At 64.4% G+C, this 19,646-nt stretch carries 21 protein-coding genes; 14 read left to right on the top strand and 7 right to left on the bottom strand.

Translation table 11 applies throughout. The features are described 5' to 3' along the window. Positions 1 to 118: 118 nt before the first annotated feature. From NF20_RS14690 to NF20_RS14680, 3 genes are all read left to right on the top strand, one after another. Positions 119 to 1,336 (top strand): helix-turn-helix domain-containing protein, encoded by a 1,218-nt coding sequence (locus NF20_RS14690; protein WP_033712464.1) that lies wholly within the window; start codon positions 119 to 121, stop codon positions 1,334 to 1,336. After that, on the top strand, positions 1,329 to 1,505 hold the full coding sequence (locus NF20_RS14685) for a hypothetical protein (RefSeq protein WP_255343269.1): 177 nt from the start codon (positions 1,329 to 1,331) through the stop codon (positions 1,503 to 1,505). The genes NF20_RS14690 and NF20_RS14685 overlap by 8 nt, the downstream gene beginning before the upstream one ends. Positions 1,506 to 1,655: 150 nt before the next feature. Further along, the gene (locus NF20_RS14680; RefSeq protein WP_033712468.1) at positions 1,656 to 2,165 is read left to right on the top strand and encodes a hypothetical protein; all 510 of its coding nucleotides are present in this window, start codon (positions 1,656 to 1,658) and stop codon (positions 2,163 to 2,165) included. A 75-nt stretch (positions 2,166 to 2,240) separates the two neighbouring features. Here NF20_RS14680 and NF20_RS27245 read toward each other — a convergent pair whose 3' ends face one another. Beyond that, positions 2,241 to 2,414, bottom strand: a complete 174-nt coding sequence (locus NF20_RS27245) for a hypothetical protein (protein WP_155947455.1) — start codon at positions 2,412 to 2,414, stop codon at positions 2,241 to 2,243. Between the two features lie 218 nt (positions 2,415 to 2,632). Here NF20_RS27245 and NF20_RS14675 point away from each other — a divergent pair, with 218 nt between their 5' ends. Together NF20_RS14675 and NF20_RS14670 are read left to right on the top strand one after the other, a co-directional pair. Continuing rightward, entirely contained in the window at positions 2,633 to 2,941 is a 309-nt protein-coding gene (locus NF20_RS14675) for a hypothetical protein (protein WP_155947454.1), read from the top strand. 121 nt (positions 2,942 to 3,062) lie between these two features. Then, positions 3,063 to 3,749 (top strand): helix-turn-helix transcriptional regulator, encoded by a 687-nt coding sequence (locus tag NF20_RS14670; protein WP_155947453.1) that lies wholly within the window; start codon positions 3,063 to 3,065, stop codon positions 3,747 to 3,749. 86 nt (positions 3,750 to 3,835) lie between these two features. Here the strand turns inward: NF20_RS14670 and NF20_RS26395 are convergent, their stop codons facing one another. Then, entirely contained in the window at positions 3,836 to 4,075 is a 240-nt protein-coding gene (locus NF20_RS26395) for a helix-turn-helix domain-containing protein (protein WP_033712497.1), read from the bottom strand. Between the two features lie 73 nt (positions 4,076 to 4,148). After that, entirely contained in the window at positions 4,149 to 5,354 is a 1,206-nt protein-coding gene (locus NF20_RS14665; RefSeq protein WP_255343270.1) for a hypothetical protein, read from the bottom strand. A gap of 210 nt (positions 5,355 to 5,564) precedes the next feature. On the opposite strand from NF20_RS14665, the gene NF20_RS26390 reads away from it, so the two are divergent. The 8 genes from NF20_RS26390 to NF20_RS27240 all read left to right on the top strand — a co-directional run bounded on the left by NF20_RS26390 (position 5,565) and on the right by NF20_RS27240 (position 11,393). Continuing rightward, positions 5,565 to 6,350 carry a hypothetical protein gene (locus NF20_RS26390; protein ID WP_255343271.1) on the top strand — a complete coding sequence of 262 codons (786 nt, stop codon included), beginning with the start codon at positions 5,565 to 5,567 and terminating at the stop codon, positions 6,348 to 6,350. Between the two features lie 425 nt (positions 6,351 to 6,775). After that, entirely contained in the window at positions 6,776 to 8,389 is a 1,614-nt protein-coding gene (locus tag NF20_RS14655; RefSeq protein WP_081759522.1) for a DNA cytosine methyltransferase, read from the top strand. Positions 8,390 to 8,489: 100 nt separating this feature from the next. After that, the gene (locus NF20_RS14650) at positions 8,490 to 8,723 is read left to right on the top strand and encodes a hypothetical protein (RefSeq protein ID WP_033712474.1); all 234 of its coding nucleotides are present in this window, start codon (positions 8,490 to 8,492) and stop codon (positions 8,721 to 8,723) included. Continuing rightward, on the top strand, positions 8,717 to 9,193 hold the full coding sequence (locus NF20_RS14645) for a hypothetical protein (protein WP_033712477.1): 477 nt from the start codon (positions 8,717 to 8,719) through the stop codon (positions 9,191 to 9,193). The genes NF20_RS14650 and NF20_RS14645 overlap by 7 nt, the downstream gene beginning before the upstream one ends. Before the next feature lie 438 nt (positions 9,194 to 9,631). Beyond that, positions 9,632 to 9,895: a redoxin NrdH gene (locus NF20_RS14640; protein ID WP_033712479.1), complete on the top strand. Its 264-nt coding sequence runs from the start codon at positions 9,632 to 9,634 to the stop codon at positions 9,893 to 9,895. Beyond that, positions 9,892 to 10,314 carry a hypothetical protein gene (locus tag NF20_RS14635; protein ID WP_033712481.1) on the top strand — a complete coding sequence of 141 codons (423 nt, stop codon included), beginning with the start codon at positions 9,892 to 9,894 and terminating at the stop codon, positions 10,312 to 10,314. Before NF20_RS14640 ends, NF20_RS14635 begins: the two co-directional genes overlap by 4 nt. A gap of 36 nt (positions 10,315 to 10,350) precedes the next feature. Then, a complete protein-coding gene (locus NF20_RS14630; protein ID WP_033712482.1) occupies positions 10,351 to 10,746 on the top strand; it encodes a hypothetical protein in 396 nt (131 codons plus the stop codon). A gap of 2 nt (positions 10,747 to 10,748) precedes the next feature. Continuing rightward, a complete protein-coding gene (locus NF20_RS27240; protein ID WP_155947452.1) occupies positions 10,749 to 11,393 on the top strand; it encodes a hypothetical protein in 645 nt (214 codons plus the stop codon). A 38-nt stretch (positions 11,394 to 11,431) separates the two neighbouring features. On the opposite strand, the gene NF20_RS27870 is transcribed toward NF20_RS27240, so the two are convergent. From NF20_RS27870 to NF20_RS14610, 3 genes are all read right to left on the bottom strand, one after another. Continuing rightward, positions 11,432 to 11,620: a hypothetical protein gene (locus NF20_RS27870; RefSeq protein WP_155947451.1), complete on the bottom strand. Its 189-nt coding sequence runs from the start codon at positions 11,618 to 11,620 to the stop codon at positions 11,432 to 11,434. A gap of 209 nt (positions 11,621 to 11,829) precedes the next feature. Further along, positions 11,830 to 12,378: a hypothetical protein gene (locus tag NF20_RS14615; protein WP_081759521.1), complete on the bottom strand. Its 549-nt coding sequence runs from the start codon at positions 12,376 to 12,378 to the stop codon at positions 11,830 to 11,832. Next, positions 12,375 to 12,848, bottom strand: coding sequence for a hypothetical protein (locus NF20_RS14610; protein ID WP_155947450.1), 474 nt, complete (start codon positions 12,846 to 12,848; stop codon positions 12,375 to 12,377). The genes NF20_RS14615 and NF20_RS14610 overlap by 4 nt, the downstream gene beginning before the upstream one ends. 318 nt (positions 12,849 to 13,166) lie before the next feature. Between NF20_RS14610 and mobF the strand changes: the two genes are divergently transcribed. Next, positions 13,167 to 19,052 (top strand): MobF family relaxase, encoded by a 5,886-nt coding sequence (gene mobF, locus NF20_RS14605; protein ID WP_050594184.1) that lies wholly within the window; start codon positions 13,167 to 13,169, stop codon positions 19,050 to 19,052. Here mobF and NF20_RS26385 read toward each other — a convergent pair. Next, complete coding sequence (locus tag NF20_RS26385) at positions 18,991 to 19,539, bottom strand: AAA family ATPase (RefSeq protein ID WP_081759520.1); 549 nt, start codon at positions 19,537 to 19,539, stop codon at positions 18,991 to 18,993. The genes mobF and NF20_RS26385 overlap by 62 nt on opposite strands. Positions 19,540 to 19,646 lie beyond the last annotated feature (107 nt).

Genomic DNA, 19,646 nt, shown 5'->3' with positions numbered 1-19,646 from the left:
ATTTCACCCTTCACAAGGCCTAAATAAAGGCCGATAAGCTACCTTATGTCAACCGACAGTTGGCAGTTATGCGTACTGAGACTTGACTCTCCTTGATTTTCGCAGAATACTTGGTCGCATGGCAACCTCTCGTCTCGTCGAGCTGATCGACCGATACAGGAGCGCACACGGGGTCAGTGAGTCCGAACTGGCCAGGCGGATCGGCGTCACGCGGGAGAACCTGCGCAAATGGCGAACCAATGGTGTCCGTCGGTTGCCGGAGCGCACCAATCTTGTTGCCACAGCCCGAGTTATCGGACGCCCATATCGTGAAGTCCTGTCAGCGGCATTATTCGACACGGGCTATCTCGACGCGGTGTCCAACGAGACCCGGCCCCACGATGAGGTTCTGGCCGACGCCATCGCCGTGCTGACCGAGGCCACCCGACTGACCAACCAACTCTCACGACGTACCGACACAGGGCACTGGGAGGCCGATCCGGACCCCCGGGCCGCAGTCCCGATTGACTGGGCCGCCTTCGTCACCCTGGCGTTGGCCGGCGCCGCGGCCAACGCCGGGAGCATCGAAGCCGTCCTCGCCGGCCGACCGGGTTCGTGGGAAGCCGAACTAATCCGCCAGACACTGCAATCCACAGTATTCGACGACAAAGACTTGCTGCGGCACCGCACCGAACCTGTGGTCATCGACTTGTGGGTGGAAAGCATTCTGAGCTACCTCGGCGATAGCAGCGACGACGATTACAACGACGCCACAATGGAAGTGGACGCTCGCACCAACGACGTCCCCCTGCCCACCGACCTCCCGCCGGGCCCCTTCTCGCCCGACGACCCCCGCATCGCGGCCGTGAACTGGGTCACCGTGGACGACAACGGCTATCTGGTCATCAGCTACACCGACTGGACAGGTGACGCCGCCGACGTGGACCTGCTGACCGAGCTCTCCGCAGAGGCCGAGGCCTACCGAGACCCCACCCCCGGTGAAGTTGCCTATGAGCAAGCGTTGCAAGCGATCTCGGCTGAAATCGATGCACTCGAGGAGCAGTGGCACCGCGAATACGATGACTATGCCGCGCAGCTCACCGAGGCCATCGAAGCCCAGTTGGCAGCCCTGGAACTCAAGGTGCCCATCACCATCACCATCACCCGCGCCCCTGAGACCTACGAGTCAGGGGCGTTCGACGAGCACGCGCCGCCGCCCTATGCCCGCACGCCGATCGAGGCGGCAATCGAAAAGGCAATCGCCGACACACCGACACCAGCAACCCTGCCCGGCACACCGCTCGATCGCCTCGGCTGGGCGAAGGCACGTGGCTTAGATGCGCTCTCCGATGAGTGACGGCTACTGGGTTGTCAGCGTCGACCGGGACACGGGCGAAGCGACCACATCGGCCCGGATCGACGACAAAGACAAGGCATGGGAGCACGCGGCCGAGCTGGAGAAACCCAACATCTTCACCACAGTCGTCCCGCGCCGACACGGAGCGACGCGTCGCGACCAGCTCTAGACCACACGCGAACCCAGGAAGAGAGCGACTCTACCGATGACCGACCGTCCCCGCGCCGATCCCGAACGACCTGCCTCCGGCCGCCGCCGAACACCAAGTTGGTTTCGGGAAGCAGCGGCCGGGTTGGTGGATCGGGTGAGTGAGCGAGGGATGACTTTGACAGTCGAGGTCGCGGAATCGTTTCTGAGAGAACAGAATTACTCTGCCGCCAGACAACTGGGCGTCGACGAGCGAAACACCCGGCAGTACCTCGACGACGACACTCTCGACGAGCTCGCCGACGAGCTCGTGTCCACCTTCGCTGACGAAGCGCCCGGCACTAACCTGTTCGACCTTCCACGGACCGCTCACATCAGCGTGGCCAACCTCGGCCGGCTCATAGCCGGCCTCGGCGAGACCATCCAGTTCTACGGAACCTTCGAAGAGATCGACGATGCCGATCGACGAGCCAGAATCCACGAGGCCGCCCAGCTCGTGTCACTGGCCGGCCTGATTCAGGCCGATCACACCGTTGGCCCGGTAGCCGCTCCCCCAGCGATGCTCGCACGGACAGCGCGGACATTGACCACCGTCGCCGACCTCACCGACAGCGAAGACCTCGCCGCCGCGCTCCGACGCGACGCGACGCGCGCGCGCTCAGCCGCAGCCGGATTCCATTGAGAGATCGCTGGTCCCGAAGGTCCGTGAACTCGGACACCCGATATGGTAGGTCTCCGCTTTCCGGCGACGCTACGGTCAACACGCATGGCACACCACGATCGCCACGACGTTGCCCAACTGGACCAACGGTTGCCCCTCGATGCCATCCCAGACGCCGACCTTCGCCACGAATGGGCACACTTTCGCGGGTACGGCTGGGACGATCATCGGGTCGCTTCGCGCCTCGGCATTGAGATCGGGATCATGCAACAGTGGAACGTGAGACATCGGCGAGCCAGTGCGAATTCGCCGGCGTACTCGGACCTGGCTGCTCTGCCGCAGACGGCCCAAACGCATCTGCCGCGACGTGGCGGTCCAAGTCCGCGCTCTCTGCCCACGCACGGTGCTGACCATCAGTCGCCCCGTCTGCGCCTCATTACCCGACCCAAGAGCGACTAGCTGTGCCGACCTTCACGATGGAGCGCGGAATGCTCAACCACACCCCCACAATCACCATCTCCCATCCGGGCCTCGGGAGCAGCGGTTCGTGGTCTGTCACCATCGACGGGAAGGAGCTCGTCGGCGGCGACACGGACTTGACCGCCGCGCAACGCGCGCTCTGGTACGTCCCCACCTGTGGCGGGACCGTCAGTGTCGACGGTGTCGGAACGATCGAGGTGCCCCACCAGGCGGCCGGGCGAATCGCATCCATCACGCTCGCAGATCTGGCGATGGTTCCAGGCGGCGAAACCGTGACGCTGCGAGTTCGTGCAGACCGCGATCCGCTCGAAATGTAAAACCCCAGAGTCGCGCCGGAAGCAAGCCCAAATACCTGGCGTGGACCGAACGAACTTCCGGCAAACGCAATTGCGTACACAAATGTGTTTCAGTTGGTAGCCTCGCAGCATGAGGCATTACATGAGCACAGCGCAGGTGGCTGAGTACCTCGGTATCACGCGCGATGTGCTCCATGCACGGATCCGGGCGCGAGAATTCAAAGCTCCGGACGTCGTAATCGGCGACAGGTTCCAGGGGTGGAGTCCGGAGACCGTCGAGAAGTACCGCCAGGAGCAGGACGGGTTCGGATACTCCTATGACCCAGAGGGATTGACGATCGTCATCACTCAGATCCGAACAATCGCCGAACGGGTTCGCGCTTACAGCAGCCAACTCGACGGCGCCCCCGACGGCTTCGCCTGGACCGTACCGCAGAATCTGCACGTGATCGCAGCGAGGCTCGAGTCAGATTTTCGGGGCAGGCTCCTGCTCGACAGTCGCAACGCGGCGCATCTCAGCAGCGTCGACGTCGAAGTGGCGCACGCTTGGGGCCTCGAGCGCACAGCCGAACCGAGCGACGCCGAAGGCCAATCAGTGAGGCGGATTGAACTCGCCCTGGGACAGGTCGAGTCGTACATGGCTGCAGATTTGTCCCAGCATGAGCGCATGGCCGAGTTGCGGGCCGCGTCAGACGGCCTTGCCGCTGTCATCGAGCGACTACCGAAGGTGTTCGATAACCCGACGGGACGCCTGTCGGCCAGAGCGATCGCTGTGGAGAAGTCCGTAGTCGACAACAAGCTGCGGGATCTCACAGATTCGCCGATCTGAACGACCACGACTCGGACCCACCGCCCGTCACCATTCCGGGCGTATCCGGCCTGAGAGTCATTATCGACGCCGAGATGAGAAAGGCGTCAGTCGATGTCGAGCACGAGCACTGAGGTGCTGGTGTCAAGTTCTCTGGCTAGCCGAGCCAGGACAGTCACGGTGCACCCGCGGTGGCCATTTTCCAGTTGGTTGAGAAAAGTCCGATGGATGCCGGCGCGTTCGGCGAGCGCACCCTGGCTCAGACCGACCTTTTGTCGCCGCAGCCTGATGTTTGCGCCGATGCGGCCTTGAACTGCTGCTTCATCAAACTCTTCGCCAGCACTCACGAACGTCCTCTGGTCGGTGTCCCTGCATTCTTGTCGCTCATAGTCTACAAGCGCAGTCGGCGTCGGGAACACATCAGAACAGCGCATCGCCGGTGGCCTCCTGCCACCACTGTTCGAAACCTGAACGCTGCTTGTCCTGCGCGCCGGCCGGTGCCGCGACATAGAGATGATCAACCTTGCATGAGTCGGTCGCACGGTCCCGCAGAATGTGCCGCACGATGCCGTCAGCGCCCTGCACGCGTCGTCCTGGCTGGCCCGCAAGCTGGCGTGCCATCTCGTCCCGTGAACCGGTCGCAGCGACGCGCAAGGACCGAGCGGTGATCCCCTTCCCTCCGCTGCGGCCCGGGCGCACCAGCCGCCGCACCTCATACAGCGACCAATCACAGGTGGCCAGGTGCCCCTCGAAACGTTGCTGCACCTCTGTCAGCCCTGCTGTCGCGACGAGGTCAGCGGCACTGCTGCCCTCAATCAGGGTTTGAGACGGGTTGACGCTTCGCGCCAGGTGCTCCAGGACCAAGGCTTCCACGCCCAGCTCCGGTTCCTGCCGGTACCGTTGCACCGTCGCTGCCCGTCCGTTGGTTGTGCTCATCGCGAAGACACAGAACCCGCAGCAGGACTTGGGAATCGACTCACCCAAAGTGTCGACGACGAAATCGTGGCAATCCGCTCGGGTCCAGCCCCAATCCCGCAAGGGGTACCATCCGGTCCGCAGCTCGGTATCAAAGAGGCGATCCTTGTCGGCCCGGGCCCGTTCGTTGGCTTCGAAGCCAATCACGTGCCGGAATGGCCGGCCCCTGGTGATCCGGGCGATCACCGGATCCAATAGGTCTCCCTTTGAGTGAACCGAGCACAACCTCGCACCACCGCGCTGTGGAAGCGTTGCGGCTGAGCGCATTTCATCACCAAGAGTATAGAGGCCTTCGGCGTGCAGCTGGCGGGGGAATCGAGAGTCGTCGAGCACCACCACACCGTCTCCGGCCCGGGTGGTCTTGCGTTGACTGCGAGCTATCTGGATGAAACGGACGGAGTGGAGTCGGAACAGCGGGAGCATATGGTGGGTCACCGCACGGAGGGTGGCTGCGCTCTCGTGGCCGGTCATCGCAGTCAGGACAACCATGTCCTCGAGTCCGAAGTCCCGGGTCGATGGGTCGGTCAGCCACCGCACGAGCAAGGCTGAACTGTCCAGCCCCATGCCGAACGAGACGCACACCGTCGGCGTTCGCTCACCCTCGTTCAAGCCCGACAGGCGTGGCTTGAATTCGACTGCAGTGCTGCCCATTTCAACCGATCCTTCCCCGCTTGCTGTTGCCTATAGCCTACAGCGATAGTAGACTATAGGCAACAGGTTGGCATTGGGAAGGAGATTCCACGCTATGGCCACAAATGCCCGAAATCCACACGGACGCTCTGCAAGTGGTTCCCCGCGCATCCACATCGCAGCGTTGCTCACGCGGCCCGGCGCCCATCGCTCCCGCAAGGGTGATGCGTGATGGCCAGGCCGACATTGACCGAAGACCAGCGGTGGTTGCTGCGCTCGATCGGTGGATGGGCAATGCGCGACTGCCTCATCGGGCCCGAAGGTGTACAGGACTTGATGTCACGCTGCTCTAGCAGCACCGGTAGCCGGATCGACGGAGGGCCGGAATGGCTCGTCAACGGCTACACCTGCGGCAGGGGGAAAATCGTGTGCCCATGGTGGACCACCGATATCGGCAGGCCGCCAGTCAAGACGGTGACAGTCACTACCGCGCAACTCAACCGGTACGCCCGCAGCCTGCCCCAGGACGTCACAGACGAACTCCGCGCAGTTCGTCGCGCATTCAACGCCGAGAACATCCGACGCGACTGGTGCCGCTGCGGCCGGGAAGCCGAATGCCACAGTCGCAACGAAGGCGACCCGATCTACGGAGCCAAGTATCACCCGACCGACCAAGAAGTCGACACCCACTACCGCGAGCTGCGCCGGATCCAGGACTGGCAGGATCGTGTCCTCGATCGCGCGCTGGGATTCATCGTGGTCGAGGATGACCTGGACACCCCGGAGAATGAACGCGCCGGCCATTGCGCTACCTCGTTGGATGAGTTCAGCATCGGCCAGCACGTCAAGGTGGTCCTCGGCCCGGGAACTGTGAAATCCGGTGTGGTTGCGGACATCACCCTCAACCACGTGAAGGTGCAGTTCGGCGACGGCGCTTCGGGGCTCTACCGGCCCTACGAGGTGATGCCTGGACTGCTGCCGATCGGCCAGCTCGAACTCTTCACGGTCACATCATGACTCTTCCCTTGTTCGACCTCCCTGGCCGGGTCGAGCGCGGCAAACGTGTGGAACGCACCGAGTGGGGCGTGCGCTGACTGCGCGACTCTCCTGCGCTGACATCGAAGCGCGGACACATCACGCAAGCTCCCAACGAGAACCAGGCACGTCAGTGGGCCACCCATCCCGAAGCGCAGTACTGGGGATTCCCGGCCGGGTACGTGCAAGTCATGTCCCGCACCGTCGTGACCTACAGCAGCTCATGGGAGCCAGCGGACTGAAGACCGAGCGCGCACTCAGATTGCGCTGCACAGCAACATGACTCGCGCGAAACGAAGTGAATGACAAGGCAACCAACTGTTGCCTATAGGCAACAGTAAGTGTAGACTATAGACAACACCAAGAACCGACCCCGCCTTCGCACCACATCCCCGTGAGGTAATCGCATGAACATCGTGGACGCTCCCGCTCTCACCGCAGAACAGTTCGCCGACATCCGCATCGCCCTTGAAGCAGAACACTCCGACTGGCGTCCCAGCGGCCAGCCGACCGGGCTCACCTACACCGACATCTTCTGCGGCTTCGGGGGTTCGAGCATCGGCCTGGAGAACGCGGGCTTGCAGCTGGCCATGGGTGCCAACCACTGGGATCTGGCGATCGCCACCCACGCCCTCAACTTCCCCAACGCCGACCACGTCATCGCCGACGTCTCCAACTACGACATGCGCCGCATGCCCAAGACCGACATCTTGTGGGCATCGCCCATCTGCACCGAACTCTCACCGGCGGGTGGCACGGCCGCGCCCCGGACTCAGCTGTCGCTTCTCGAAGACGAGGGCCACGTCCCCTCGGCCGGCCGCGACCGCACCCGCGCCACCTTCTGGGATGTCGTGCGGGCCACCGAAGTACACCGCTACGACATGGTTTTCGTCGAGAACGTGGTCGAGGCGGCCCGCTGGGAACTGTTCGACGTCTGGCTGACCGCCATGGACACCCTCGGCTACAGCCACCAGTTCGTGTCCGTCTCCTCGGCCCACATCGGTGACGACACCAACCCGTTCGCCCCGCAGTGGCGCGACCGCATGTACTTCCTGTTCGCCCGTAAAGGCGTGCCAATGGACGAGATTCGGCCCCGCCCGTTGGCCTGGTGCCCCCTCTGCGACGCCGTCAACCCTGCCGTCCAATCGTGGAAGCGCCCCGACCGCCGCCGCATCGGCAAGTACCGCCAGCAATACGTGTACCGCTGCCCTAACGCCTCCTGCCGCCACAGCATCGTGGAGCCGTTCGTACTCCCTGCGGCCGCCGCCATCGATTGGACCAACCTGGGCGAGCGGATCGGTGACCGCCGCAAGGCCCTGGCCGCCACCACGATGCGACGCATCCGCGCCGGAATCGCGATGTTCGCCGAACCGACCATCATCGCGACCAACCATGGCGCGGACGGGGACTCGCGGTCCTACCCGGTCTCTGCCGCCCCCATGCCGACCCGCTCGACCAAGATCGGCGACGGCATGGCCGTACCCCCGATGCTGGTCCCCGCTGGCGGAACCTGGAACGACACCGCCATCACCACCGATGTCCCGATGCGCGCCCGTACCACTCGCGACACCGAAGCCCTATTCACCCCGGAGCCGTGGATCACGGTGCTACGCAACCACGCCGACGCGACCAGCATTGCCGACCCCCTGGCGACGGTCACCACAGGCTCCGGAGGTGGCGGCCACCAGGCCCTGACCGTCCCGCCCAACGCCACCTGCCCCCAGCAGCCGCCGATCAGCCTGGTCATCCCGTTCCGCAAAGGTGACGCCAAGACCACCCGCGAACCACTGCACACCGTAGCCACTCGCGACTCAGCCGGACTGGTCTCAGGATCGACCATCGACGTCGCGGACTGCCGGTTCCGCATGCTGACCCCCCGAGAACACGCTCGCGCCCAACGTTTTCCAGACACATACCGGGCGATGGGAAACAAGGCGGAACAAACGATGGGCTTCGGCAACGCCGTCAGCAGCAACGTTTCCCAATGGCTCGGCGGTCACGCGATACGCCTCCTGGCCTGATCTTTCCCGGAGGTGGGGAGACCACCATCCCCCACCTCCGGTGAACGCCACCACCAACCCACCCTCTGCCCGACTACCTGGAAACCTGGAAAGGCCCCTCATGCCCGCCACCGAACACCAGATCACTCGCCCTGTCATCGAGCTGCTCGGAGACTGGTTCCCCTTGCGCGATGAGCTCTGTGACCTGCGCGGCCAGGATCAGCTCAGCACTGCCCAGGACGAGAAGGTGCGCGACTTGCTTATCGCGCTCGTCGACATCGCCGATGACATCGTCGGCCACCTGGTGCCTGACCACGCCACCCGCTGCCAAATCACTGGCCGGTCATCGTGCTGAGCCCGGCGCGGCCAGCGCACCGCCCATTTCGCAACGAAGGTAACGCCGCCGCGCTCCCCCACAGGCGCGGTTTCAACGCCATCCTCGACGAAATCCACCACCGCTTCGGCATCGCCCTGGAGCTGGTCGGCGGCGGCGGCCACATGCACTTCCAATCCCGGCTGGAAACCGGCGACTGGCTGTGGATCAGCGACTACGCCGCCAACATCACCCCCCTGGCCCAACGACTCGCCCTCGAGGCCCACGACGTCCACGTTGGCTGGCACATCGCGATCTATCCGACCGACATACGGACCGCGGCCGCCGATCCCTTCGTGTGGTTGGCCAGCGTCACCCACGAAACCGCCACCGCCGGCCAACTGCCAGACCTTGTGGCCACCGCACTTCGCTCCCTTGCCCGCCACGAACAGCACCACACCGACGCACAGGGTCGACACCAGGTCAGCGTCGGCGTCGACCACTGGAACTGACGACCTCGCATTACTCCAACTCGACAAACCGGCCCAGGCATTCTGAAACTCAGCCTTAAGCAACGCGGCATTCGTTCCACTCAGGCCATCTGCTGTGGTGTTGCTACACCGAAGTCTGTCCCAGCACCTACGTCCGGTGCACTCGAATCTGGACGACCAGAATGGATAACGCTACCGAAGTGGTCGAACCGCTCTCGGTTCGCATCGAATGTCGCGAAGAGTCACTATGCGACAAAGCAATTGCATGGAATAGAAGGAGGTAGTTACCTGCCTTGGTGATTGTCAAGAAAGCGGGAGTAATTGACCTAGTGACGATTATCGGGATTTCTGACAGGTGAATATTGGAATTTGCCGTAAGCATTGCATAAATCGCTCATCCATATTAATATGGAGGAATACAGAGAACGATTTCTCTATTCAATCCACAAGGAGTTGGAAATGGCTATCACCGTCTACACCAAGCCCGCCTGCGTACAGTGCAACGCCACCTACAAGGCGCTGGAAAAGCAGGGCATCGAGTTCGAGAAGGTCGACATCACCGCAGACAGCGACGCCCGCGACTACGTCCTGGCGCTCGGTTACCTGCAGGCCCCGGTCGTGGTGGCCGGCAACGAGCACTGGTCGGGCTTCCGGCCGGATCGGATCAAGGCCCTCGTCAACCCTGCGGTATCCACAGCCGATGCCACGGCGGTGTCTGCATGACCACCGGCACGACAGACCCCTGGTCGTCGACGCCGCGTGCGATCGAGCACCACGCCGAGGCGCTACCGGACCCGCAGATGTCCGTCGACTACGCGGCTGCCACGAACACCTACGCCGGACCGTTCTGCTCCTGCGGCGATTACTCCTGCCCCGCCAACAACAACCCCAATGCGCGTTGCGTGAACTCCGAAGACCCGTCCGGCTACATCAGTCGCTACCCCGACTCCTGGACCGACGAAGACATCGACGCGTACGAGGCTAAGGAACTCCTGGATTCCCTCATCAGTGACGCGCGCTACGAAGCGCACGACGACACGCTCCTAGCCGCCGAACGCATCAACACACTCGGCACCGAACACGGCGCCAACCCAACCCCCGCCACCCCCTCACTTGTCCGGAGTGAGCTGCCCACCCCCTGACGGCCACCGCTGGACAACACCGAAGGAGTTACGACGATGCACCGCTTGACCATTGAGCGCACCGGCCGCGGAACTACCATCAGTGAGCATCCCGACGCTGCCGACGCCAAATGCGCTCTGCAGCGCTACGTCGAGCAAGCCAACTGCCGAACCGACACGATCCAGATGCACGCAGACTTCAGCAGCTGGCAGCTCGTCACCCTCGTCGGCAGCCGCGTGCACGCGACTGCCACGATCGAACGCTTCGGCGCAGCCGCACCTCGCCGCCATATCTCCGCTGAACTCAAAGTCGTACTCGATAACGCGCTTGCGGTCGACACAGGCATCACTGTCGTCGACAGCTACGAGCGAGCTGCCGTGCAACGTCAATGGGACAAACTCACCAGGGCATCACGGCACCTTGACCACGCCACCACAGGCCGGACGGAATAGTCATGCATCAGCTCACGGTCGCGGCTCAAACCGGCGCCACCACAACGACACATCACGACTACGACGACGCGAGTCGCGCGCTGCTGACCCATGCCAAACGCAGCGACACCTATCTGCGGCCACTCGTCTCTCCAAAACCTGCAGCTCCTGTCCAACGTGCCTGCTTCGAACTCCTCAGCCTCGATGGCACGCGCGGTCGACCGAACATCGCCGCTACCGCGTTCATTGAACCTCTCGTTGTGACAGCATCCGGCGCCGCTATCACTCCCTACTACGCGGCCGCCGCCGCGTTGCGCTGGCTTTCAGATCACCGCAACCACAACTCCACAGCGACAGCAAGCGACGAAAGACGCTGCAACCACCCCGCTCTGGACGCCGCTGACGCGGTAGCCCAATCACCGCTCATGGCCGGTGCACTGTGGTGCGAGGCCGCAGTTCTCGCCGAGCTGCATGACGTGCCAGCGCTTTCTGCAAGCGGGCTCGGCGACCTGCGCGACGTGTTCGTTTCGCGCGGGTACCGTCCTGCCTCGGCGGCAGCCTTGGCCGCTGCCGTGCAGCGCCAGCTGGATGCGACCGTTACGTCAGAACAAGTTGCCGTTGCCACGTGGTGGGCGGCCTTGGTCGGCGCCAGCGCGGCCGCGAGCTGACCTCCGTTTTGTGGCTCGGTCATTCCGGCCCGGCCGCTTCACCGGCCGCCCAGCTGATCCTCGACCCGCTCAACAAAATCCAGGTACTCGGATGCGGCAACGTGCGGATGCCTCTGCCCGGTGCTGAGCATGCCGAGAAGCGCGTCGTCTTCAAGTTCACGAGCTGCCGCGTCCAGGTTCTCGGTGAGATCGAGTCTCGCCGCCAGGGCCTTGGCGAAGTTGTCCACGATCTGGCCCAGCCTCAAGTGAGGTTGTTGTCTCCAGTAGGTGCCGAGCTCGCTTAAGAGTTCGTCGATGCGTTCTGGCCGGCGCCCGCCAGGTCCGCACGGCGCGAACGCAATACTGTCGATGGGACGTGGTGGTCGAGAGGACATGGTGCTCCTTGCCGATCAAGTGATTGTGGGTCGGTTGAAGTGGTCGACAGTGATCGAGGCTTTCAGGCTTCGTCACCGAACAATCGGTTCACGTCGAACAGGCCCGGCTCCTGGCCGCGCTGCAACACGTCGTTGATGGCTGCGCGGTCCCAGCCCTGTCGTGCGGCCTCACGCAGCGCGACCGAGCGCGCCCTTCGATCGGCGAGGCGGTCGCGCCGCGGTCCTGACCCTCCTGAGCTTCCCCGTCGTGCGCGGACCATCCAGATCATGTTCTCTTTCTGGTCGCCTTCGTAGACATGCTTGCGGTCCGGGCTGACTTTGACGCATAACGGGTTGTTGCACCCGTGCAGGCCAAACACCTCGGGCGCCAGCGGACGCCGCAACGCCCGAGCTAGTGCGTACCGGTGCGGCCGCACACAACTTCCGCGCCCGTTGCGGGTGATGTAGAACCGGCCATAGCCGTCGCCGCCGATCGCCTTCACCCAAATGTCGCAGTCGTCCTCAGTCGGCCCATGCACCACGCTCGCGTCGAACCGACGGCACTCCGCGGCGTGCACGTGTTCGTCGACCCACAGCACCGGTTCCGCGCCTGCGGGCGGCCTGCCGCTCACGTCGAGCTCACAACAAACTCGGCCGGCACCGCATCGGCCACCGCTTGCGCCGCGTCGGCCCGATCCTGCGCCCGCTCGGCCGCGCTCTCGTCTAGTGCGCGCCGATCACCGCTCTCGGCGGGCGCCGCCGGCGATTTCGCCGCCTGGCGCCCGTACTTTCGGATTTCTGTTTCGGTCAAACCGCACAGCAGCGCAATCGTCTTCACGCTTTCGCCACGTTCCCGCATCCGCTGCACGGCTTCGATTGCCGTCTTGTCGTGCTCGACCCGCTTGCGATCAGCTTCCACGGCCACGGCCGCGATCTGCTTGGCTTCCCATGAATCGACATCGGCTCGCCTAGTGCGTGCCCGCACGATCACAGCAGCGTCCTCAATCGCCAGCCGCTCCCGCTCAGCTTCCTTCTGTTGGGCTTCAACCAGTCTCGCCCGTGCTTCCTTACGCGCCTGCTCCAGCGTCCGCTTGTTGGCCATGCAGCCCGACCGTAACGCCGCCACAGCGGCTACACCCACCACCGACCATCAAAATCCCTCACCGCCACCCCACCAGGTCCACCAGAGCCCATCCAGCCGCACCAGCGGCCCCTCCACGCCCGTCACCGCCCCTGCCCAGCACCCCCGCTCACCAGCCCGACCGAACCCGACCCGACCACCAAGCACCACCACGCCCTACACACCTCTTGCATTGTGGATAACGATTCGGTAACGAACCCTGCCTTGGTGTAGGGGGCAGATGGGGGTCAGCTCTCTACGGTGCGGCCATAGGGAGGGCTGCGCGATTTGACCGTGAGCATGCACAAGATCAGCAGCGGGGACGGATACCTGTACCTGGTGCGGCAGGTGGCTGCCTCCGATGCCACCCACCGGGGACGCAGCACCCTGTCGGACTACTACTCGGTCAAGGGTGAGGCACCGGGCCAATGGATGGGCAGCGGTCTGGCTGCACTGTCGCAACCGTCGACCGGCCTGGCGATGTCTGAGCAGACCATCACCGATGTCTGGGCCGTCGCGCCCGGCTCCGAGGTCACCGAAGACCAAATGAAAGCCTTGTTCGGAGAAGGCATACACCCCAACGCCAGCAAGATCACCAAGTACCTCACCGCCCGAGGAGCCGGTTCCGGCCCAGCCCAGAAGGCCACCAAACTCGGCGGCAAATTCCGGATCTACGCCGACCCACCGTTCGTAGCCGCCCTGTCGCAGGCCTACCAGGATCACAACGTCGCCGCGGGACTTTCGCCGTTCACCAAACTCGACCCGAACGTCAAAGCCACCATCAAGACCGAGCTCGCCCGCGCCTGGTTTGCCGAGGAATACGGCCGCCCGCCCGCCGATGATCGCGAACTGTCCGGCTACATTGCGCGCATTCATCGCCCCGCGAAAGTCGCTGTGGCAGCGTATGACTTGGCCTGCTCACCGGTGAAGTCATTCAGCGCCATGTGGGCAGTCGCACCGCTGCCGGTGGCGCAAGTCCTCGAGGACTGCCACCATGCCGCTGTCAAAGATGTGCTCGCCGAAATCGAACGATCGGTGGCGCTGACACGCATGGGCACCAACGGCGCCGCCCAGGTCGACACCGAGGGTGTGATCGCCACCGCGTGGACGCATCGCGACTCGCGCGCCGGGGATCCCGACCTGCACACACACCTGGTGATCAGCGCCAAAGTCTCGACAATCGACCACAACGGCGTGCGGCGCTGGCTGTCGCTGGACGGCCAGCCGCTGCACCACATGATGGTGTCGCTATCCGAGCTCTACAACACCCGCCTGGAGCACCACACCACCCAACAGCTGGGGTGGGTGTTCGCCGAGACCGAAGCCCCCGCTCGGGGAAAGCGAGCTGTGCGCGAGATCGTCGGAGTGCCCACCGAGCTGCTGAAAATGTGGTCCTCGCGACGGGCGGCGATCGAGACGCGTACCGCTGAGCTGGCCAAGGAATTCCAGAACAACCACGGTCGCGAGCCCACGGCGATCGAATTGTTGGACCTATCGCAACAGGCCACCTTGGAGACCCGCGAAGCCAAGCACGACCCGATGTCGCTGGCAGAACAGCGCGCGAAATGGAAGACCCAAGCCGTGGAACTTCTCGGCTACCGCGGCCTGACAACGATGCTGCGCAACGTCAACTCAGCCAAGCATGAAGAACTCGCCACCGTCGACGATCAATGGGTCCACGACGCCGCCGAAGCCGTCATCGCAGTGGTGACCCATAACCGTGCTCGCTGGCAACGCCACCACGTTCTCGCCGAAGCCCAACGCTACGTCCGAACCAGTGGCTGCGCCGCGATTGCCCCACCCGATGTGGTCGAACGCATCACAGAAACCGCTCTCTCCGAGCCGTTTTCGGTGCCACATGCCCGCGTCGGCGACACCGACGTCGGTGAGCCCAAGCTGCTGCGCCGCCGTGATGGCACCAGCGTGTATCACCGCCACGGCAGCGATCAGTTCACTTCTCAGGCAATGCGCGCGGCCGAGCAACGCATCATCGCGGCTGTCCGCGCCACCGGCTCGCGCCGCGCCAGCCAAACCGACATCGAGCTGGCACTGGCCGACTCGTCAGCCCGCGGCAAACCTCTCAACGCCGGCCAACAAGCCCTCGTGCAGGAAATGGCAGCAGGCCACCGCAGCGTCATGCTGGCGCTGGCCCCAGCCGGATCCGGAAAGACCACCGCTATGGCGGCGCTGTCGCACGCTTGGCGCTCCTCTGGCGGCAACGTGATCGGCTTGGCGCCCAACGCGACTGCCGCCATCGAGCTGGCCTCCGACCTCAACGCACCGACAGACACGGTGGCCAAATACGTCCACACCGCCGCCGGTGGCCCGGGCGCGATTCCGCCCTGGTTTCACCAGATCAACGCCAAAACAATGTTGATCATCGACGAGGTCGGCAAAGCTGGAACCCTCGACCTTGACGCGGTGATCCGACACGCCCTCGCCAAAGGCGCGTGCGTACGGCTCGTCGGCGACGACGGCCAGCTGGCGTCGGTATCCGCCGGCGGAGTACTGCGCGACATCGCTCACGAAACCGATGCGCTAACTCTCTCCGAACTTGTACGCTTCCGCAACGAATCCGAAGCCGCGGCGACCCTGGCCCTGCGCGCCGGCGACCCCGCCGCACTCGGCTTCTACATCGATCACCACCGGGTCCATGTCGGCGCCGATTCCACCGCCGCCGACATGGCCTACACCGCCTGGCGATCCGACATGAAAGCCGGCCGCGACAGTCTGCTGTTGGCGCCGACCAACGCCGTCGTCGACGAACTCAACGCCCGGGCGCGCCGTGACCGACTCGCCGATGCCAACATCACCCGCATCGGCCGCGAAACCGTTCTCTCCGACGGCCTGTCAGCCTCCGCCGGTGACATCATCAAGACCCGCCAAAACTCCCGCTGGCTGACCATCGGGCCACGCGACTTCGTCCGCAACGGCTACCGCTACCGCATCGAGCGCATCCGCGCTGACGGCGCGTTGATGGTCACCCACCTCGGCACCAACAAGCGCCTGACCCTGCCCGCTGACTACGTCGCCGAACACGTCACCCTCGGCTACGCCTCCACCGTCGATCTGGCCCAAGGCCTCACCGCCGGACACAGCTGCCACATCGTCGGCGCGGCCGCGATGACCCGCCAGTTGCTCTACGTCGCGCTCACCCGCGGGCGCGCCGAAAACCACATCTACTTGTCCACCAGTGAGCAAGACCCCCACCGCATCCTGTCTACCAAGGTCACCCGGCCCGAAACGGCGGTCGAAGCGCTCTCGGCAGCCCTGGCCCGCGACGGTTCCCAAGTGTCGGCGACCACCGCAGACCGCGAAGCCCACGACCCGTTCACCCGCCTCGCCGCAGTCTGCGACATGTACTACGACGCCGTCATCACCTTCACCGAGCACCGCCTCGGTGCTGCCGCGCTGGCGCGCCTTGACGATGGCGTTGCCGCTATCCGCGCCGACATCCCGGAGTGCGCCGCCTGGCCTGCGCTGCGCGGCAAGCTCGCCACCATGGCCCTGCAACACGGGGTCGACGAGACGCTGCGCCTCTACGATCAGCAGCTGCACCGCCGCGAATTGCGCAGCGCCGGACTGGTTGCGGCCGTCATGCACTACCGCATGGAATCAATCGACCCGTCCCCGCCCGGGCCGCTGCGCTGGCTCTCCCCCATCCCCGACGAACTGCGCACCGAACCCGAGGTGGCCCGCTACCTGCAGCGCCGACACGACCTGGTGACCGACCTCGCCGAGGAGATCCGCACCACCTGCGCCACCTGGACAGCATCCACCGCTCCAGTGTGGGCAAAAGCAATCTGGGCGGCCAGCCCGGCACTGGCCACCGAGATCGCGGTGTTCCGCGCCGCCCACGGCGTCGCCGACACCGACACCCGCCTCACCGGGCCGCGTGCCATCTCGGTGCGCTCGCAGAAGATCCAGTCGCTGCTCGAAGAACGCGCCATCGGTGAAATAGGCCGCCAGGCACCCCAACTCGCCCAATTCGATGAGCTTGTCGACTCCATTAATCCTCGGATCCGGGCAGACAGCTACTGGCCGCAGCTCGCCGCACGGCTGGTTCAAGCCGCCAAGATCCGTGCCGACCTTCCCGCTCTGCTCACCGAAGCCACCCGCGACGCCCCGCTGCCCGACGAACTGCCCGCCGCCGCGCTGTGGTGGCGCATCTCGCCGGCCCTGTCCCCCACCGCCCTGGACACCACCCATTCGCACCTGCGGCCCGCCTGGATTAGCGACCTGCACGAGGTATTCGGCTCCGCTGCAGCCGAAGCCATCACCGCCGACATCGCCTGGCCCGCACTTGTCGGTGCGGTTGCCACCGTGGACTCGCGCCACTGGTCTGCCCGTGACCTACTGCAGCTGTCCGCAGAACACCTCGCCGACGCGGACGCTCACGCCGAAACCGAGGGCGCACCCCGCATCGGCACTCACGAATACGCGCGTCTGATCACCTACAGCATCGAATTCATCGCCCACGCCGCCAAATCCCACGACACCACCATTCCCACGCCCGAGCACCCTCCGCTCTCGCCCGAGGAGGAAGAACTCGCCCCGCCTGATCCCTCAGCCGCCGATCTGCACCTGCCCCCTCACCTGGACCCGATCGATGCGGCCCTGGACCTGCACGAGCCGGCCCCCGATGTCGAGCCTGTCCCCGACCCACGCTCACCAGCCGCCGACGAGTTCCATGGTCTGCAGTTCCACGAGCTGTCAACGACCCGTCCCGCTCCGCCCCTGGCACCCGCCCTGGCCAATGTGCACGCCCTTCGCAGCGAATACGTCGCTGCAGCAACCGAATACACCGCACTGTCCAGCCAGTGCCAGCGCGGGCAAGGCCCCGCAGTCATCGCCCACGCCGACCACATCCGCCACATGCGCGAACGCGCTGACGCCGATCGCCCCTACCTCGACGCCGTCATCAACGTCACCGAACAATGGGCCGACGCCGAAGCGCGATACGACCAGGCCACTCGCGCCGTCACGCACGCCCGCGAGCATTACGAACGCCTGAGCACCGATCCCGACGCCGATTCAGGCGATGTGGACTCGGCCCGCTGGCACCTGCAACTGGTCGAATCCCAGGTTCCCGACTCCACCCCGGCCGAAAAGTTCTACCCACTGCTCACCGCAGCCCAAGCCGCCCGCGCCCAGGCCGCCGGCGGCCCCGACAACGTCATCAGCCACGCCGACGTCGACACCTACCTGGCCGGACTCCGTAGCGACGACGACCACACCCTGCACGCCAAACGCTCAGCGCTTGCCGAGCTACGCGCGGATCTGGCTGCCGCCGAAGCCGAAACCGCACGTGCCTACGCCGACGCCGAAACCCGCACGGCCGAACACATCACCGGCAACCTCGAACTGCTGCACACCGAACTGAGAGTGCTCGAAACCACCACCAACTTCGACCCCACCCGACCACTGTCACTAACCGCCCAGGATCTGGCAGGCCTATCCCCCGACACCGCCTCAGTGCTACCGGCTATCGCGCACTTGCCGTTCACCGTCACACCCGTACGTGCCCTGCCCAGCCCAGATACCACCAACGCGATGCGCGCCTTGCACCACGCCGCCAAGGCCCAAGACCGAAAAGTCCTATGGTGTGCCCCCACGCCCCAAGCCGCAGACGCCGCACGCGGCGGCCAGCTCGCCGACACCGTCGCCACCCTCGCCCACACGCACGCTCAGATCACCGAGAACACATGGACCCTGCCCGCAGGCAGCCTCATCGTCATCGATGACGCCGCGGCCGCCCAATCGCACGTGCTCGCCGACCTCATCGACGCCGCCCACGCAGCCCGCGCCGGCGTCATCCTGCTCGACACCTCCACCCAAGCCTGGCCACCACAGCCCTCCACTCGCCTGATGGCCCTGCTGCACACTGACATCCCCTGGGCACACACCCTTGACGCACCCAAGGTCTACGACCACGAACACCGCACCCGCACCGTCTTGACCCAAGGCCCACTGCACAGCAGGGTGGCCCCCGACCTGGATCCGATCCTCGCCCAAGCCGAACGCGTCCAACCCCACCTGCTCGACGAACACACCCGCGCCGCCATCCGTCGCCGTCATGACCTCCGAGCCGCCAACCGCAACGCCTACAAACGTCACCAGCAGATCACCGCACTGCACACCTCGCCCACGGAGCAGAACCTCGGCCGCGACGCCACCGACGAGTAGGCAAGGCGCAGTACGCGAACACTCCCGTTTGGGCGTGTCGCCCGATGAACTGGGTAAAGCCGATGTAGTAACACGCTCTTTCAGGCTGTCGTTTGTAGCCAGACCATTCTCTAGCCTTCCTGCTAACCGTTACTTTTTGCGGCTCCGCCCCGCGCTCTACGCAATATGAATAAAATACCCTTGCATCGTCGCTGAATGGTGATGGGTCGGCCGCCGATACAGGGAAGAAATCCTTCACGTAAAATCTTGCAAGTGCCGCAGTGACCGCTTTTCGGTATGCGCAACTTGCAAGCTGGGCAATAGTGCTCTTTCCTGTTCCATTCAATCCTGACAACGCGGTAATAGGTGATTGAAATTCGATAGTAAGATCGGCAACGCCCCGAAAGCCGTGAATCTCAATGGACTGCAAGATCGGCCCGAAGTTGGCATATCTGTGGTCAGCCCTGAACTTTGCTGCCAGCTTCCGAACATTGTCGTCGTGGCTCATTTTGTTGGCTTGCCTCACTTCGACTACCAATGGATATCGTGCAAAAACACGGCTCATTCTGCCACTGATATCCACCACCGGCAGTCGGTTCGGGCCAGACACGGCCT

This window comes from Mycobacterium sp. MAC_080597_8934, assembly GCF_000523975.1.
GTDB lineage: Bacteria > Actinomycetota > Actinomycetes > Mycobacteriales > Mycobacteriaceae > Mycobacterium > Mycobacterium avium.
Note: the sequence above shows the minus strand (reverse complement) of the source record. Positions and strands in the feature narration are given on the sequence as shown.

Coding starts and splice junctions, on each gene's coding strand:
- NF20_RS14690 (WP_033712464.1), top strand. CDS start 119: ATGGCAACCTCTCGTCTCGTCGAGCTGATCGACCGATACAGGAGCGCA.
- NF20_RS14685 (WP_255343269.1), top strand. CDS start 1,329: ATGAGTGACGGCTACTGGGTTGTCAGCGTCGACCGGGACACGGGCGAA.
- NF20_RS14680 (WP_033712468.1), top strand. CDS start 1,656: ATGACTTTGACAGTCGAGGTCGCGGAATCGTTTCTGAGAGAACAGAAT.
- NF20_RS14675 (WP_155947454.1), top strand. CDS start 2,633: ATGCTCAACCACACCCCCACAATCACCATCTCCCATCCGGGCCTCGGG.
- NF20_RS14670 (WP_155947453.1), top strand. CDS start 3,063: ATGAGCACAGCGCAGGTGGCTGAGTACCTCGGTATCACGCGCGATGTG.
- NF20_RS14665 (WP_255343270.1), bottom strand. CDS start 5,354: ATGGGCAGCACTGCAGTCGAATTCAAGCCACGCCTGTCGGGCTTGAAC.
- NF20_RS26390 (WP_255343271.1), top strand. CDS start 5,565: ATGGCCAGGCCGACATTGACCGAAGACCAGCGGTGGTTGCTGCGCTCG.
- NF20_RS14655 (WP_081759522.1), top strand. CDS start 6,776: ATGAACATCGTGGACGCTCCCGCTCTCACCGCAGAACAGTTCGCCGAC.
- NF20_RS14650 (WP_033712474.1), top strand. CDS start 8,490: ATGCCCGCCACCGAACACCAGATCACTCGCCCTGTCATCGAGCTGCTC.
- NF20_RS14640 (WP_033712479.1), top strand. CDS start 9,632: ATGGCTATCACCGTCTACACCAAGCCCGCCTGCGTACAGTGCAACGCC.
- NF20_RS14635 (WP_033712481.1), top strand. CDS start 9,892: ATGACCACCGGCACGACAGACCCCTGGTCGTCGACGCCGCGTGCGATC.
- NF20_RS14630 (WP_033712482.1), top strand. CDS start 10,351: ATGCACCGCTTGACCATTGAGCGCACCGGCCGCGGAACTACCATCAGT.
- NF20_RS27240 (WP_155947452.1), top strand. CDS start 10,749: ATGCATCAGCTCACGGTCGCGGCTCAAACCGGCGCCACCACAACGACA.
- NF20_RS14610 (WP_155947450.1), bottom strand. CDS start 12,848: ATGGCCAACAAGCGGACGCTGGAGCAGGCGCGTAAGGAAGCACGGGCG.
- mobF (WP_050594184.1), top strand. CDS start 13,167: ATGCACAAGATCAGCAGCGGGGACGGATACCTGTACCTGGTGCGGCAG.
- NF20_RS26385 (WP_081759520.1), bottom strand. CDS start 19,539: ATGAGCCACGACGACAATGTTCGGAAGCTGGCAGCAAAGTTCAGGGCT.